Source organism: Sulfitobacter sp. M368, from assembly GCF_025141875.1.
Taxonomy (GTDB): domain Bacteria; phylum Pseudomonadota; class Alphaproteobacteria; order Rhodobacterales; family Rhodobacteraceae; genus Sulfitobacter; species Sulfitobacter mediterraneus_A.
In genome coordinates this window covers 120,433-135,258 of record NZ_CP081113.1, presented here as the reverse complement: position 1 = coordinate 135,258, position 14,826 = coordinate 120,433, and the positions used below count along the sequence as shown (strand labels likewise).

The following is a 14,826-nucleotide window of genomic DNA, read 5'->3' as shown; positions in this document are numbered from 1 at the left end:
GCTGATGTGCGTTTGAACTGCAACGCAACCCAATGTAGGAGAGGCAGAACACCGATTTTGCTGGAGCAAAGCTATGATCCGTATCCTGTCTGTCTTGATGGCAATTGCCTTGGCTGCCGCTGCCTGTGCGCCGGTTGAACCCGGCATTGGAACAGACGGCAAGCCGTTGCCCAAGGTCTATCGGATCAGCCGCGGCGACGCGGGCAAGATCCCGTTCCGGATGGTCGATAGTGTCAATGCCCTGCGCAGCGCGGCGGGCCGGGCGCCAGTTACACTGGATTCAAAATTGAACGCAGCGGCGGCAACCCATTCCAAAGACATGTCACGCCAGAATCGCCCATGGCATTTTGGCTCTGACGGCTCGTCCCCGATCGACCGGATCAGCCGTGTTGGCTATGCCGGGCGTCTTGTGGGCGAAACCATTTCGGAAACCTACGAATCCGAACTCGAAACCCTTGCGGCGTGGATGGACCAGCCAGACACGCGCCGCGTGATCATGTCGCCCGATGCACGCAACATGGGCTTTGCCTGGCATCAGGAATCAGGCGGTAAAATCTGGTGGACGCTGGTGATGGGCAACTGACCCAACACCTTTGTTCTATGGGTTGATCTGGATTGGCGTTCCATCCCTGACCATGGCATAGATATCTTCCATCTGCTTGTTGGTCACCGAGATACAGCCCCAGGTCCAATCCCCCTTGTCCCTTTTCAGGGGGTTCTTTTGCCCGTGAATAAAGATATCGCCGCCAGGTTCCTTACCGATGGACTTGGCATAGGCGCGATCTGCATCGTTGGGATAGGAAATGCCCAAAGACAGATGGAACTGGCTGTTGGGATTACGCCGGTCGATCAGATAAATCCCCTCAGGCGTGCGCCCGTCCCCTTCGATCTGTTTGTGACCAATAGGGGCAAAACCCAGCTTGATGTCATAATCCTCAAGCACCTTGTCATGATGCAGCAGGTACATGCGCCGCGCCTCTTTGTTCACCACCACATAGGTGACTTCAGGCCCGTTGTAGCGTTTGAATTTGCTGCTGCTGCATGCGCCCAGCGCGACAAGCGCGGTGCCGCCAAGGATGACTGTTCTGCGGTTCATCTGTACTGCCTAATTTGCCAGGCGATTTTTGCCCTTTGTTATGGCGCTAGCATATAGCCCAATTGCCCGCAGTCAAAAAGCTGTGATTGCCGCGATTTTGAAACATCTGCGCAAACCGGCAAATCACCGCCGGATCAGGTTGGCGCGGTCAGGCTTGCTGCCAGTTCAACATGAGATGACCAGCGGAATTGATCAACAACCTGCACCCAGTTCAACGTGTAACCTGCGCTGACCATCGTCTGGGCATCGCGGGCAAAGGTCACCGGATTGCACGACACATAGGCCACCTGCGGCACGCGGGCGGTCACAATCTCGGCCACCTGCCGCTCGGCACCGGCGCGAGGTGGGTCCAGAACGACCGCATCCAGTTTGCGCATCTCATCGGGCAACAGCGGCCGCCGAAACAGATCCCGGGTCTCTGTTGTCACAGGCTTGAGGCCCTCTGCCATCCGCCAGCCATGATCCAGCGCTGTCATCATTTCCGCAACGCTTTCAACCGCATGCACACGCGCAGTTTCTGCAAGCGGCAGTGCAAATGTGCCGCAACCGGCAAACAGATCGGCCAATGCATCCGCCCCCGCAACCGCCTCTTTGACCGCAGACAGCAATGCCGCCTCACCGTCCTGCGTGGCTTGCAAAAACGCACCAGGCGGCGGGGTAACGGCGGCGCGGCCAAAGGTCTGCACCGGTGCATGGCGCATCGCAATCACCTCATCGTCCCAGCTGAGCCGCGCCAAACCGCGCCGCTCGCAAAGACTGGCCAATTCTTGCCGCAGCGGCCCATCAAGCGGTTTGCCATGCGCCACCGCGACATCCAGCCCGTTGGCCGATACCGTCACAGTCACGGCAAGCGCCGCCTTGCGGCTGGTCCCGACCAGCGCCAGATCTTCGGCCACGGCGCGGCCTTCCAAGACCTCGGGCGCCAGCAACTTACAGTCTGGAATTTCAATCAACACGTCCGAGCCACGGCCATAAAACCCTGCCATTGCGCCTTTTTTGGTGCGCCTTGCTGCAAAGGTCGCCCGGCGTCTGGACTGGGGAGGCGACGTGTGAAGCGGCTTAAAAACAGTCTCTAACCCATGCGCGTCCAGCGCATGTTTCACCACGTCTTGCTTCCAGCCCGCGACCAGATCATCCGATGCATGCTGCAACTGGCATCCACCGCAGGATTTGAAATGCCGACAGGGCGGCGCAACCCGATCGTCAGACGGTTTCAGGATACGCACATCCGTCAGGGTGTTTCCCGAAACTGTGCCGGACACCACCTCTCCGGGAAGGGTCAGCGGCGCAAAGATCGGGCCATCGGCGATACCATCGCCGTGGTGGCCCAGTCGAAGAATTTGATGTTCTGTCATGCCCCGCCTTACCGCGCCACAGTCCGGCACAAAACCCCTATTCAGCCGCCTTTACATTCAGGAACCCGCCCGACTGCCGCTGCCAATAGCGGGCATAAAGGCCATTTTCGGCCAAAAGGGCGTCGTGACTGCCGGTTTCGACAATCCTCCCCTGATCCATAACGATAATGCGGTCCATCTCTGTCAGCGTCGATAAACGGTGCGCAATCGCCAGAACGGTTTTGCCCTCCATCACACGGGTCAGCGCGGTTTGAATGGCCGCCTCAACCTCACTGTCGAGGGCGGATGTGGCCTCGTCCAGCACCAGAATGGGCGCATCCTTGAGAATGGCCCGCGCCAGTGCGACCCGTTGGCGTTGTCCGCCGGACAATTTTACACCCCGTTCACCCAAATGCGCCTCATACCCACGGCGCCCGCGATGGTCTTCAAGCTCTTGAATAAACTCATGCGCTTCGGCCCGCTCAGCGGCCGCTGTGATCTCAGCCTCGGTCGCGTCGGGTCGGCCATAAAGGATGTTGTCCCGAGCCGAGCGATTGAACATCGCGGTCTCTTGCGTGACCATCCCGATATTACGCCGAAGGCTTTCTTGTGTGGTCTCCCGCACATCAAGACCATCAACCAGTATGTGACCCTGCTCGGCATCATAGAGCCGCAGAAGAAGCGATACGAGCGTCGATTTTCCCGCGCCGGACGCGCCGACAATCCCAAGCTTTTCACCCGGTTCTATCGTAAGATTGATCCGCTCAACGCCGCCTGCCTCGCGGCCATAGGCAAACCCCAGATCATGCATTTCAATCCGGCCCTCGACGGCATCCAGCACTTTTGCGTCGGGGTCGTCCTCCAACCTCACACGGGGAGTCAAGGTCTTCATCCCGTCCTCAACCTCACCCACGTTGGAATAGATTGCCATCAAGGTGAAGCTGACCCATCCGGTCATCTGCGCGATACGGATCGCCACGGCCCCTGCCGCAACAATATCGCCCTCACTGGCCAGACCACGTTGCCACAAAAGGATCGTGCCGCCCAAAAGTATCACCGGTAAAAGCCCCGCCAAAGTCATCAAGGTCAGCCGGAAACCGGCCGCAAGGTAGCCAAATTCCAGCGCACGTTCCCGAAAGGTTTTCATGGCGCCCAAGGCAGCGCGATCTTCATGATCCGCATGGGCAAACAATTTCACCGTCTTGATGTTGGTGATCGTATCCACAACCTGCCCCGACACCATCGCCCGAGCGCCGGCACGGCCCGCAGACCGTTTGCGCACGCGCGGCAAGAACCAGTTGATCACCGCAAAGTACAGAACCAGCCAAAACAAGAATCCAACGGCCACACGCCAATCAATCGCCACGAGCAGCGCAAGTGAACCCAGCAAGGATGCCAGCGCAAAAGCCACCACATTGATAAGTTCTGATGCGATATCGGTCACTGCACGCGCTGCCTGCATCTGTTTTTGTGCAATGCGCCCCGCAAAATCATCATCAAAAAAGCCGACATTCTGGCCCAACGTCCAGCGATGCAACCGCGACAGAACCAGCGGATTCACATTCGGCTGAACCATGATCGCATTCGACGCAGAGCTGAGGGCAAACAGGATCGGTCTCAGGATCAGGAAAAACCCAATCGCACCGAGGATCAGCGCCAGATTTTGCCCATCAAAAAACGCCTCCGGCCCTGCGCTGACCGTGGCATCGATGACCCGGCCCAGGATCAACGCTGTGCCCGCCTCCATCACTCCGGCAGCGGCAGACAGCAACGCGGCAAGCCACAGCACCGGCCAAGCGCCAGACAAGCACCACCGCAAAAACGCCCCCAGCGTTTGTGGCGGCGGCCCTTCGGCGGCACGAAACGGGTTGATCCAATTGCCAATGCTCATGCGTCTTCATCCAGTTTGAGGAACCCACCCGACTGGCGAGACCAGAAATCTGAATATAGCCCGCCCCGCGCCAAAAGCGCGTCATGAGACCCCTCTTCGACTATGCGCCCTTCATCCAACACCAGAATGCGGTCCATTTCGGCAATAGTTGAAAGGCGATGCGCGATGGCAATCACGGTTTTGCCTGCCATCATGCCGTAAAGCGTTTCCTGAATTGCCGCCTCCACCTCGCTATCAAGGGCAGAGGTCGCCTCATCCAAAAGTAAAATCGGCGCATCCTTAAGGATCACCCGCGCCAGAGTGATCCGTTGGCGTTGGCCACCCGACAGTTTGACACCCCGCTCCCCAACCCGTGCATCATAGCCGTGACGCCCTTCTGGATCGGACAGATCCTGAATAAACTCATGCGCCTGCGCCTGTTTCGCGGCCGCGATCATCTCTTCTTCGCTGGCGTCCGGACGACCATACAAAATGTTCTCGCGCACCGAACGGTGCAACAGAGAGCTGTCTTGCTGGACCATTCCGATATGCCGGCGCAGGCTGTCTTGGGTCACGTCATTGATGTCCTGACCGTCGATCAGAATACGCCCGCCTTCGGCCTCATAGAACCGCAAAAGGAGTTTGACCAAGGTGGATTTGCCCGCACCAGACCGGCCAATCAGGCCAATCCGCTCCCCCGGAGCGATCTCAAGATCGACCCCCTGCAATCCGCCCGATGTACGCCCGTAATGATGGGTCAACCCTTGCATTTCGATCCGCCCGTCGGACAATTCCAACGGCTTTGCATCCGGCGCATCCACCAAGGTAATAGGCTGTGCAATGGTTTCCATCCCTTCTGCCACCACCCCAAGTTGGCGGAAGAAAGAGGAAAGCGCCCACATGATCCATCCGGTCATCGCGTTCAGCCGCAGTGTCAACGCCGCAGCGGCCGCAACAACACCCACGCTGGCCTCGCCTGTCGTCCAAAGCCAAAGCGCCCAACCGACTATGCCAACAATCAACAACCCGTTCAGCGCCACCAGAAAGACATCCATGATGGTGAAAATGCGCATCTCGATTTGAAAGGTGCGGCGCGCCTCTTCGATGGCGTCCTTGGCAAAACCCAGTTCCAGATCATGGTGGGCAAACATCTTGACCGAGTGGATATTCGTATAGGCATCAACAACCCGCCCCGTTACGGCAGACCGCGCATCAGACGCGTCCTTGGCAGCGGGGCCAACCCGCGCCAGGGTCCAGCGCACCAAAAACCCGTATAGGACAAACCACCCCAGCAAAGGCACCAGCAAGCGCAAATCCGATAAGGTAAGCAGAATCGCTGCGCCGATCAGATAGGCCAGTGAATAGGAAATCGCGTCAAAGACTTGAAAAACCACCTCGCCCGCCGCTGGCGGGGTTTGCATGATCCGGTTGGCGATCCGTCCGGCAAAGTCATTCTCAAACCAGCCGACCGATTGCCGCAATACCTGCTTATGCGCCCTCCAACGGATCAACGTTCCAAAGTTCGGCATGATCGCATTGTTCAAAAGCAGCACGTCCAAACCTTGTAGCGCAGGCCGGATCAGCAACACAAAGAGCGCTACGAGGATCAGTTCAGTGCCGTAGGTCTGCCAAAGCAGCGCGGGATCACTGCCCAGCAGATCCACCAAACGACCCATATAATAGATCAGCCAGATCTCGATCGCCGCAACGACGATGGACATGAATGCGGTCAGCGCAAACACCTTTTTAAACGGTTGGGAGTAGTCCCACAAAAACGGCCACAATTTTTGCGACGGTTTGTCGTGTTCGGTGTAGGTTACATAAGGATTGATAAGGTTTTCAAAGAAACGGAACATGGCAAAAGGCCTTGGAATACAAATTGCAAAATGGTCAGGACACACAATTGCGCCCCGATAGGAATACGCGCTTGGGGGAGCGTTAGCTCAACCAGATCCCGCGATACATTTTGCAATCCTCCGTGTTCATATGCATTTGCATAGAGAATTCCGGGCGGGCTGTCGACCCTTCAGGGTAATTTCAGCAACTCTTCCCGTGACAGGGCAAAATCAGAATTGATCCAAGCCTGTTCCAAATGCTTCAACCGCTGGCCCAGCGCGGGGCCGGAAAACGCAGGCATAAGATCCGCCGCATTCACCGGAAAGGTTTTGGCTGCGGCCTGATTGATCGTCTCTAATACGGATAGTTCCGGCACTTTTTCCGCGATCACGGACCGGAGCAGCAGCGCCTGCCGCGCCGTTTCTGCGCCATGCCGATAGGCCAGTTCCGGCAGGCGCGGACCGGCGAATCCAAGCTCTCGCAACAGGGCAAGCTGTTTGCCATCAGCTTTGCTCAGCCGCAAACGTACGGCCGCATCCTCACCGCCCAATACGGATAGCCGGGTAAGCCAATTGGGCAAGAGCCCTATCGCGTCTTCCATATGCACCAGAACAGCCAGCCACCGGTCATCGCTGCCCGGCAACAGCGCCGCCAACACGCCGGTTTGACGCATCACCGCGACCGCTGGCGCAGGATCCGGCGCTGCCAGCAACTTGGTCATTTCCTGACCCACCCGCTCAGCCGAAAGTGTCTCTAAACCTTGGGTATTTGCAGAAATTGCGGCCAAGGCCTCTTCGTCGAAGCCTTCTTGTTGATCGCCAAACCAGGCCGAAAACCGAAAGAACCTCAGAATGCGCAAATAGTCTTCTTGGATGCGAGCAGCCGGATCTTCGATAAATCTGATCCGCCGCGCCAAAAGATCGGGCAGACCGTTCAATGGGTCCACAACCGCGCCCAGCGCATCTGCATAAAGCGCATTCATCGTAAAATCCCGGCGGCGCGCGTCGTCGGTGATGTCTTTGGAAAACGCCACAGTCGCGCGGCGCCCGTCTGTCTCGACATCTCGCCGGAAGGTGGTGATTTCAAATGGTTTGCCGCCCGCAACGACGGTCACGGAGCCATGGTCGATCCCGGTTGGGATCGCCTTCATGCCTGCGTCCCTTGCCAATTGAATGACCTCTGTCGGCAAAGCGTCGGTTGACATGTCCACATCGCTGTCTGCCAGACCCAAAAGCGCATTGCGCACGCAGCCGCCGACATAGAAAATCCGGTGCCCGCCCTCTTGGATCACCCGGCAAACAGCCTGTGCATCCTTGTCCTTCAGCCAGCTTGTGCCGGGAGGAATCACAATGTCATTTGATTTGACCATGCCCGCAACATACGCGCGGTTGCGCCCCAGATGTAATAGGGTCCGTAGGGCACAACAAAATAATGCCGCCGGGTGCCCCGCCAGCGCCGAGACTGCACCAGATAATTACCCGGATCAAGCACATGGTCCAGCGGCACAGAGAACACCTCTTCGACCTCACCGGGCTCTGGTTTGATCTCGAATCTGTCTCTAACAAAGGCAATTACAGGTGTGACATCAAAACTGGTGACAGTTTCATGCGTGGGCAGAACACCCAGAACATCCACAATATCACGTGGCAGGCCGATCTCTTCTTCGGCCTCACGCAGGGCCGCGGCAATCACGTCGGCATCGCCTTCGTCCTGCTTGCCACCCGGAAAGGCGATTTGCCCCGGATGGTGTTTGAGCGCTGATGACCTCTTGGTGAGGATCAGCTCAAGCCTGCCATCAACCTCATGAATCGGCGCCAGAACCCCCGCCGGGCGCAATGTGCGCCCCGCAGGTAAAACCACATCAGGGTTAAGATCGAAATCCGATGATGACGATCCACTGCGCAGCAAGGCCGCGCGGATATCGTCAATCTGTTTATGCACCACCTGTTTCGGCCTCAAACCCAACGCTTGCCGGATCCATATCGTAATGCGCTCCGCAGAACTGGCAGTCCGCTGTGACGCGCCCGTCATCGGTGGTCATCTTTTCGATGTCCTTGGCAGAATAGATCGACAGGCTTTGCCGCACACGATCTTCGGAACAGGTGCAGCCAAACCGCACGGCCTGAGCATCGAATACGCGCGGTTGCTCTTCATGGAACAATCGCAGCAGCAGATCTGTCGGCGGCACGCTTGGCCCGATCAATTCGAAATCTTCAACCGTGTTGAGCAACATGTTCACACGGTTCCAGTTCTCTTCCTCATCGCCGTCCACCAGATCGCTGGCGCTCAGCACATCGCCATTTCCCTCTCCCGATGCGGCAAAGGGCGACGCTTTGGGCATATGTTGAAGCATCACGCCACCTGCCCGCCAATGCTCGGCCTTGTCGGGGCTGGAAGACCGGCCAAAGCTCAGCGAGAAACGTGTTGGCAATTGTTCGGACTGCGCAAAATACGCCTCTGCACAAGACGCCAATGACTCTCCCGTGAGCGGGGTAATACCCTGATAGGGAGTCATGCCCTCGCCCTGATCGATCATGATTGCAAAGTACCCTTCGCCGACCTGATCAATCGGCGCACCATCCGTCAGGCGATCCGCGTCATAGCTGGCATAAGCTCGAATGCGGGCTGAACGGCCATCTTCGTCCGGGCCGTAATAGTCAGTGGCGATCATCCGCACTGGCCCTTTCGACTGTACCTGCAAGGACAGTTTCCAACGCAGTTTCATGGTCTGGCCGATCAATGCGGTCAGCAAGGCCATCTCTGCCACCAGCGCTTCGACCTGCGCAGGATAGTCGTGTTGTTTGAGAATGCCATCAAGCACACCGTCAAGCCGCGCCACACGGCCACGGATATCCGCGTGATCCAACTGAAACGGCAGAACGCTGTCGTCCCATGCGAGCTGTTGAGTGGGCTGGTGAGGAGAGGTCATGGGGGTTTCCTTATCGGGGGCCGCTTGGCATACCGCGTCTATATAGGGGCGGCAACCCGTGGATAAAGGGGCCGTTTCAACAGGAGGCGTTGATGATCAGACGGATTGGGGAAACACCCCGCTGGGACAAGTCTTATCGCGTCCGGCCAGGGGCTTATGCGATCTTGCCATTGAAGGGCCGCTTTTTGATGACCGCGCAGATGGAGCCGCAGGTTGATGTGCAGCTGCCCGGCGGCGGCATTGATCCCGGCGAATCGCCCTTGCAGGCCCTGCACCGCGAGGTTCTCGAAGAGATCGGCTGGCGCATCGCGCAACCCCGGCGCTTGGGGGCGTTCCGGCGATTTGTATTCATGCCTGAATATGACCTTTGGGCAGAGAAGCTGTGCCATGTTTATGTCGCACACCCTGTGCGCCAGATCGCGGATCCGATTGAACCGGATCATGCGACGCTGGTCTTGTCCGGCTCTGACGCGGTGACGGCGTTGGGCAACGATGGCGATCGGATCTTCTTGTCGCGCTACTTGGGCCAGCGTTAGTCAGGCCCGGAGAATTCGAAAAGGATGCCGGAAATGTCATCGGGAAACTCGTTTGTGCCCGAAAAGCAGGACAGTTCCCAAACCAAAGCCTCAAACAGGTCATGACCATTAACCCCCTGCAATGCATTGAGGATTGCCGCCAACCCGTCCTCATCCAACATCTGATCATTGGCGTCAGGGCATTCTGTCACCCCGTCTGACAATATCAGCAAACGATCACCGGGGCGCAGAGACAATTCAAACTGCTCAAAGGGGATGCCCTGCAATAATCCCACAGGAAAACCACCCGTGCCGGATTGTTCGATTGTGCCGTCGGCCCGTTGCACCACCGGATGCGGATGACCCGCCTGGGCGATCTGCACGTTGCCAGTACTCAGGTCGATATTGGCGAGCATCAGTGTGAAATAATGCTCCGTTTCCATTTCGTTCAGCACAAGTTCATTTAGAGCAGTGACCACTTCAGCAGGCGGGCGCAGGGCATAAACCCCATCTTCCGACCGCTGCAACGCGATGTTCTGATCCGGGGCGGTGGCGGACAGATAACCGGCCAACCGCGCCGTCATCAGGGCCGAACTGATACCATGGCCGGACACATCGATGGCGAACAGGCCCAGATGACGGTCCCCGACAGGGTAAAACCCGACCAGATCCCCCCCGACATGGCCACTTGGCCGTAGCAAAAGCGACAATTGCCCTTGGTCAAACGTGGCGCTGCGTTGCCGCAGGAGGGATTGCTGCAGCTTTTTCGCCTCAAGAAGATCAGAATCGAGAGAATCGTAGACACGCTGTAATTCATCCAGTGTTTCGCTGATCACCCGGTTGGTGTGCGACAGCTCTCGCTGCATATCGATGATCCGTTCGCCCGCCGTAATGCGGGCCCGCAATTCATTGGCATCAACAGGCTTGGTCAAAAAATCATCAGCACCTGAATCAAGCCCCTTGGCCACCTCCGCCTTTTCGCTTTTGGAGGTCAGAAGGATAAAATAGGTATAGCTCTCATTTTCCAGATCACGGAACACTTCGCAAAATTCCAGACCGGACATACCCGGCATCATCCAATCGCTTAATATCAGATCGGGCATTCGTTTGCGGCAGGCCGCCAGCGCCTCCTCGCCCGATGCGGCCTCGATCACCTCAAACCCCCACCGCGCCAAAGACGACATCAGGATGCGCCGTTGCAGGCGGCTGTCATCAACAACCAACACCACCCTTACGGCGGCCTCATGTGCATCCAACCGGCTTTGACCGATAGATGCCGTTATACCCTGAACCATAGGCCCCCAGCACAGATGATGGCGAATGGCGCTTGTTATGGTCCGGGGTCTTAAGACCGGGTGAAAGCTAAAATCCAACGCAATCTCCACAAAAATCGCAGGAGATTATTCAGGTTCAAGGCGGACAATTGGCCTTGAAAGGATCTTATGATGCTGGATTGGGATCGCATTTCAAACCTGCGAAACGAAGTCGGCCCGGACGATTTTGGCGAGGTCGTGGATCTCTTCCTCGAAGAGGCGGACAGCGTGACGTTGACCCTTACTGCGCAAGCAGGCGACCGAAACCTGGAAGAGGCCCTGCACTTTCTCAAGGGCAGCGCGCTAACGCTCGGGTTTTGCGATCTGTCCGATCTATGTCAAATCAGCGAAACCCTTGCTTCAAAAGGGCGCGCCCATGAGATTGATCTTGGGCCGATTTTGGTATCTTACGAGACCTCAAAATCACGATTTCTGGCGGAGTTGCCAAGCGCCTTTGACCCTTAAACCAGCTTATAAAACGACTCGACGCTGATCTCGCCAAAGGTGTCTTTTGCCTTAGCCCGCAACATCTGCATCCCACCGATCCACCGGTCATGATCCAGTGCCCGGTGGCGGGTGTATTCCGCCACATCGGGATGCGACAGAATCAGAAACCTGCCTGCCTCGACCCCCTCAACAACAGCCGCCGCCACATCGTCCGCTGTCAGCAGATTGGCCTGCGCGGCGGCATCGGCGTCAGACAACCCCAGCAAAGGCGTCGCCACATATTGCGGACAAACAACGGAGGCTTTGATCCCATCCGCCCCATGCGTGATGGCCAAGGATTCTGCAAAGCTGACCGCGGCATGTTTGGTCGCGGAATAGGCTGCGTCGCCGATCTGGTTCAGCAATCCTGCCGCGGACGCCACATTGACCAGATGCCCTGATTTTCGCGCAATCATATCCGGCAGCAAAGCCCGGCAAGCATAAACATGCGCCATCACATGCACCTGCCAATTCAACATCCAATCCTCATCCGGTTGCGATGCTGCATGGCTTGGATCACCTCGCCCAAGCCCCGCATTAGAGACAAAAATATCAACCGGTCCGTGGGCCGCTTCGGCCTTCGTAATCAGCTTTTGAATAGCGTTTTCGTTGCGCACATCACAAGGCACCGCGATCCCGCCAATCTCTTGTGCAACTGACTTTGCCTTGTCGCCGTCAATGTCCGAAACGGTAACTCGCGCGCCCTTTGTCGCGGCCAAGCGGGCCAAGGCCGCCCCGATCCCACTGCCCGCACCGGTGATGACAACGGATGCATCTTTAAACTTCATATCGGCCCCTTAGATCACAAATTGCGCAAGCGTCTCATCATTGGTGATATCGGTATATGTAAAGCCGCCCGCATCGATCCGGCCAAACATCGCCGGAAAGTTCTGCGGCGCATCCGTTTCGATCCCAATCAGGACAGAGCCAAAGTTACGGGCAGATTTTTTCATATACTCAAATCGCGTGATGTTATCATGTGGGCCCAGTGTATCGAGAAAATCGCGCAATGCGCCGGGACGTTGCGGCAATCGGAGAATAAAATATTTCTTGAGGCCGGCATATCGCTGCGCCCGCTCCTTTACCTCGGGCAAACGTTCAAAATCGAAGTTCCCGCCAGAGGTCACACAAACCACGGTTTTGCCTTTGATCTGATCTGCCACCTCGCCCAGCGCCTCGATTGACATCGCGCCGGCTGGCTCCAGAACAACGCCTTCGACATTCAACATCTCAACGATGGTGTTGCAGATCCGATCTTCGGCGAGATCCATCACGTCATTCGGCGAAATGCCCTTCAGTCGGGCAAATGTCCGTGCACCGATCTTGGCTACGGCGGCGCCATCCACAAAGGAATTGATCGGCGAGACATCGACAGGTGCGCCCTCCTCCAATGCAGCGGCAAGGCTCTTGGCGCCAGACGGCTCAACAAAGGTATAGCGCACCGTATCGTCAAAATACCCGCGCACCCCGGCAGACAGCCCACCACCACCGACCGGCAAGATGATGTGATCCGGCAGCCCACCCAACTGCTGCTCTATCTCAACCGCAACAGAGGCCTGCCCCTCGATCACATCCTCATCATCAAAGGGGGACAGGAAATGCGCACCCTTTTCGGCACAAAAATCCTGCGCGGCCTTGAGGGATTCGTCGAAGTAATCCCCGATCAACCGCACCTCGACGTGATCACCTCCAAACATGCGGGTTTTCAGGATTTTCTGTTCCGGCGTCGTAACCGGCATAAACACCACGCCATGCACCTGGAAATGTTTGCACATGAAGGCAACACCCTGGGCGTGATTGCCCGCCGAGGCGCAGACAAACATTGTCTGATCCGGGATCACCTTGCGCATCGCATTGAAGGCGCCACGCAGTTTGTATGACCGTACCGGGCTGAGATCTTCGCGCTTGAGCCAGATGTCAGCGCCAAACCGTTCGGACAGCATTTCGTTGCGCATCAGCGGCGTTTCGGGGAACACCTGCCGCATCTTTGCTGCCGCCAATGTCGCCATCGCCTGAAAATTCTCTGTCATAAAACCGCCTTTGCCAGTGTTTTCTGTCGATAGGGCGGCAATACGCCCCGGTCAACGGCCCCTTATCTTGCCCGTGCCCTGAAAAAACGCTAGGCCGCGAGACGAACTGGAAAGGGAATCTTCATGTCCGCGCCTAAAAAAGTTGTGCTCGCCTACTCCGGCGGGCTTGATACCTCGATCATCCTCAAGTGGCTGCAAACCGAATATGGCTGTGAGGTTGTCACATTCACCGCCGATCTCGGCCAGGGAGAAGAGCTGGAGCCAGCCCGCGCCAAGGCTGAAATGATGGGCGCATCGGAGATTTTTATCGAAGATGTGCGCGAAGAATTTGTGCGCGATTTCGTATTCCCGATGTTCCGCGCCAATGCGGTCTATGAGGGGCTCTACCTGCTTGGCACCTCCATCGCGCGCCCCTTGATTTCCAAGCGTCTGGTTGAGATCGCCGAAGCAACCGGCGCTGATGCCGTGGCCCATGGTGCAACCGGCAAAGGCAACGATCAGGTGCGCTTTGAACTGGCCGCCTATGCCTTGAACCCGGAAATTAAAGTAATCGCCCCTTGGCGTGAATGGGATTTGACCAGCCGGACCAAGCTGATCGACTTTGCCGAAAAGAACCAGATCCCGATTGCCAAGGACAAACGCGGCGAGGCACCCTTTAGCGTTGATGCCAACCTGCTGCACACCTCATCCGAAGGTAAAGTGCTTGAAGATCCGGCCGTGGATGCACCTGACTATGTCTATCAGCGCACCGTGAATCCCGAAGATGCGCCCGATACGCCGGAATTCATCGAAGTTGGTTTTGAAAAAGGTGATGCCGTTTCGATCAACGGCGAGGCGATGAGCCCTGCCGAGATCCTGACCAAGCTGAATGAACTGGGCGGCAAGCACGGTTGTGGCCGTCTGGATCTGGTTGAGGGCCGTTTTGTTGGCATGAAATCACGTGGCATCTATGAAACGCCCGGCGGCACACTGCTACTTGAGGCGCATCGCGGCATCGAATCGATCACCCTTGATCGCGGCGCGGCACATCTCAAGGATGAGTTGATGCCACGCTATGCTGAACTGATCTACAACGGCTTCTGGTTCAGCCCGGAGCGCGAGATGCTGCAGGCGGCCATCGACAAGAGCCAGGAACATGTGTCCGGTACGGTGCGTTTGAAGCTGTACAAAGGATCCGTGCGCACTGTTGGTCGTTGGTCCGACGAAAGCCTCTATTCCGAACAGCACGTGACCTTCGAAGATGACCGCGGTGCCTATGACCAGAAAGATGCCGAAGGGTTTATCCGTATCAACGCCCTCCGTCTGCGCCTGCTGGCCGCCCGTGATCAGCGGCGCGGTGAGGCAACTGGCAAAGATGTTGTGCCGGATCGCGGTCTGCCACGGTTCGATTGATCGATATCACATAAAAAAGGCCCGG

At 57.2% G+C, this 14,826-nt stretch carries 14 protein-coding genes; 4 read left to right on the top strand and 10 right to left on the bottom strand.

Annotated elements, in window-relative coordinates:
• Window positions 1-73 precede the first annotated feature (73 nt).
• Window positions 74-583, top strand: a complete 510-nt coding sequence (locus K3754_RS00630) for a CAP domain-containing protein (RefSeq protein ID WP_203209511.1) — start codon at window positions 74-76, stop codon at window positions 581-583.
• A 15-nt stretch (window positions 584-598) separates the two neighbouring features.
• Here the strand turns inward: K3754_RS00630 and K3754_RS00625 are convergent, their stop codons facing one another.
• From K3754_RS00625 to K3754_RS00595, 7 genes are all read right to left on the bottom strand, one after another.
• Window positions 599-1,096: a murein L,D-transpeptidase family protein gene (locus K3754_RS00625; protein ID WP_203209512.1), complete on the bottom strand. Its 498-nt coding sequence runs from the start codon at window positions 1,094-1,096 to the stop codon at window positions 599-601.
• Window positions 1,097-1,230: 134 nt separating this feature from the next.
• Window positions 1,231-2,451 (bottom strand): class I SAM-dependent RNA methyltransferase, encoded by a 1,221-nt coding sequence (locus tag K3754_RS00620; RefSeq protein ID WP_259939929.1) that lies wholly within the window; start codon window positions 2,449-2,451, stop codon window positions 1,231-1,233.
• Window positions 2,452-2,488: 37 nt separating this feature from the next.
• On the bottom strand, window positions 2,489-4,321 hold the full coding sequence (locus tag K3754_RS00615; protein WP_259939927.1) for an ABC transporter ATP-binding protein: 1,833 nt from the start codon (window positions 4,319-4,321) through the stop codon (window positions 2,489-2,491).
• Complete coding sequence (locus tag K3754_RS00610; RefSeq protein WP_203209515.1) at window positions 4,318-6,156, bottom strand: ABC transporter ATP-binding protein; 1,839 nt, start codon at window positions 6,154-6,156, stop codon at window positions 4,318-4,320. The genes K3754_RS00615 and K3754_RS00610 overlap by 4 nt, the downstream gene beginning before the upstream one ends.
• A gap of 170 nt (window positions 6,157-6,326) precedes the next feature.
• A complete protein-coding gene (locus K3754_RS00605; protein ID WP_259939923.1) occupies window positions 6,327-7,505 on the bottom strand; it encodes a CCA tRNA nucleotidyltransferase in 1,179 nt (392 codons plus the stop codon).
• Entirely contained in the window at window positions 7,481-8,077 is a 597-nt protein-coding gene (locus K3754_RS00600; RefSeq protein WP_259939920.1) for a CoA pyrophosphatase, read from the bottom strand. Before K3754_RS00600 ends, K3754_RS00605 begins: the two co-directional genes overlap by 25 nt.
• Entirely contained in the window at window positions 8,070-9,065 is a 996-nt protein-coding gene (locus K3754_RS00595) for an Hsp33 family molecular chaperone HslO (RefSeq protein ID WP_259939916.1), read from the bottom strand. The genes K3754_RS00600 and K3754_RS00595 overlap by 8 nt, the downstream gene beginning before the upstream one ends.
• Before the next feature lie 92 nt (window positions 9,066-9,157).
• On the opposite strand from K3754_RS00595, the gene K3754_RS00590 reads away from it, so the two are divergent.
• On the top strand, window positions 9,158-9,601 hold the full coding sequence (locus K3754_RS00590) for an NUDIX hydrolase (protein ID WP_259939913.1): 444 nt from the start codon (window positions 9,158-9,160) through the stop codon (window positions 9,599-9,601).
• Here the strand turns inward: K3754_RS00590 and K3754_RS00585 are convergent.
• Window positions 9,598-10,875 (bottom strand): PP2C family protein-serine/threonine phosphatase, encoded by a 1,278-nt coding sequence (locus K3754_RS00585; RefSeq protein WP_259939908.1) that lies wholly within the window; start codon window positions 10,873-10,875, stop codon window positions 9,598-9,600. The genes K3754_RS00590 and K3754_RS00585 overlap by 4 nt on opposite strands.
• A 147-nt stretch (window positions 10,876-11,022) precedes the next feature.
• On the opposite strand from K3754_RS00585, the gene K3754_RS00580 reads away from it, so the two are divergent.
• Window positions 11,023-11,358 (top strand): Hpt domain-containing protein, encoded by a 336-nt coding sequence (locus tag K3754_RS00580; RefSeq protein ID WP_311201454.1) that lies wholly within the window; start codon window positions 11,023-11,025, stop codon window positions 11,356-11,358.
• Here K3754_RS00580 and K3754_RS00575 read toward each other — a convergent pair.
• Together K3754_RS00575 and ilvA are read right to left on the bottom strand one after the other, a co-directional pair.
• Window positions 11,355-12,167, bottom strand: a complete 813-nt coding sequence (locus K3754_RS00575; RefSeq protein ID WP_259939905.1) for an SDR family oxidoreductase — start codon at window positions 12,165-12,167, stop codon at window positions 11,355-11,357. The two genes, K3754_RS00580 and K3754_RS00575, sit on opposite strands and share 4 nt — an antisense overlap.
• Before the next feature lie 9 nt (window positions 12,168-12,176).
• Window positions 12,177-13,409, bottom strand: a complete 1,233-nt coding sequence (gene ilvA, locus K3754_RS00570; protein ID WP_203209522.1) for a threonine ammonia-lyase IlvA — start codon at window positions 13,407-13,409, stop codon at window positions 12,177-12,179.
• 123 nt (window positions 13,410-13,532) lie between these two features.
• Between ilvA and K3754_RS00565 the strand changes: the two genes are divergently transcribed.
• Window positions 13,533-14,801, top strand: a complete 1,269-nt coding sequence (locus tag K3754_RS00565; protein ID WP_203209523.1) for an argininosuccinate synthase — start codon at window positions 13,533-13,535, stop codon at window positions 14,799-14,801.
• The last annotated feature ends 25 nt before the right edge of the window (window positions 14,802-14,826 follow it).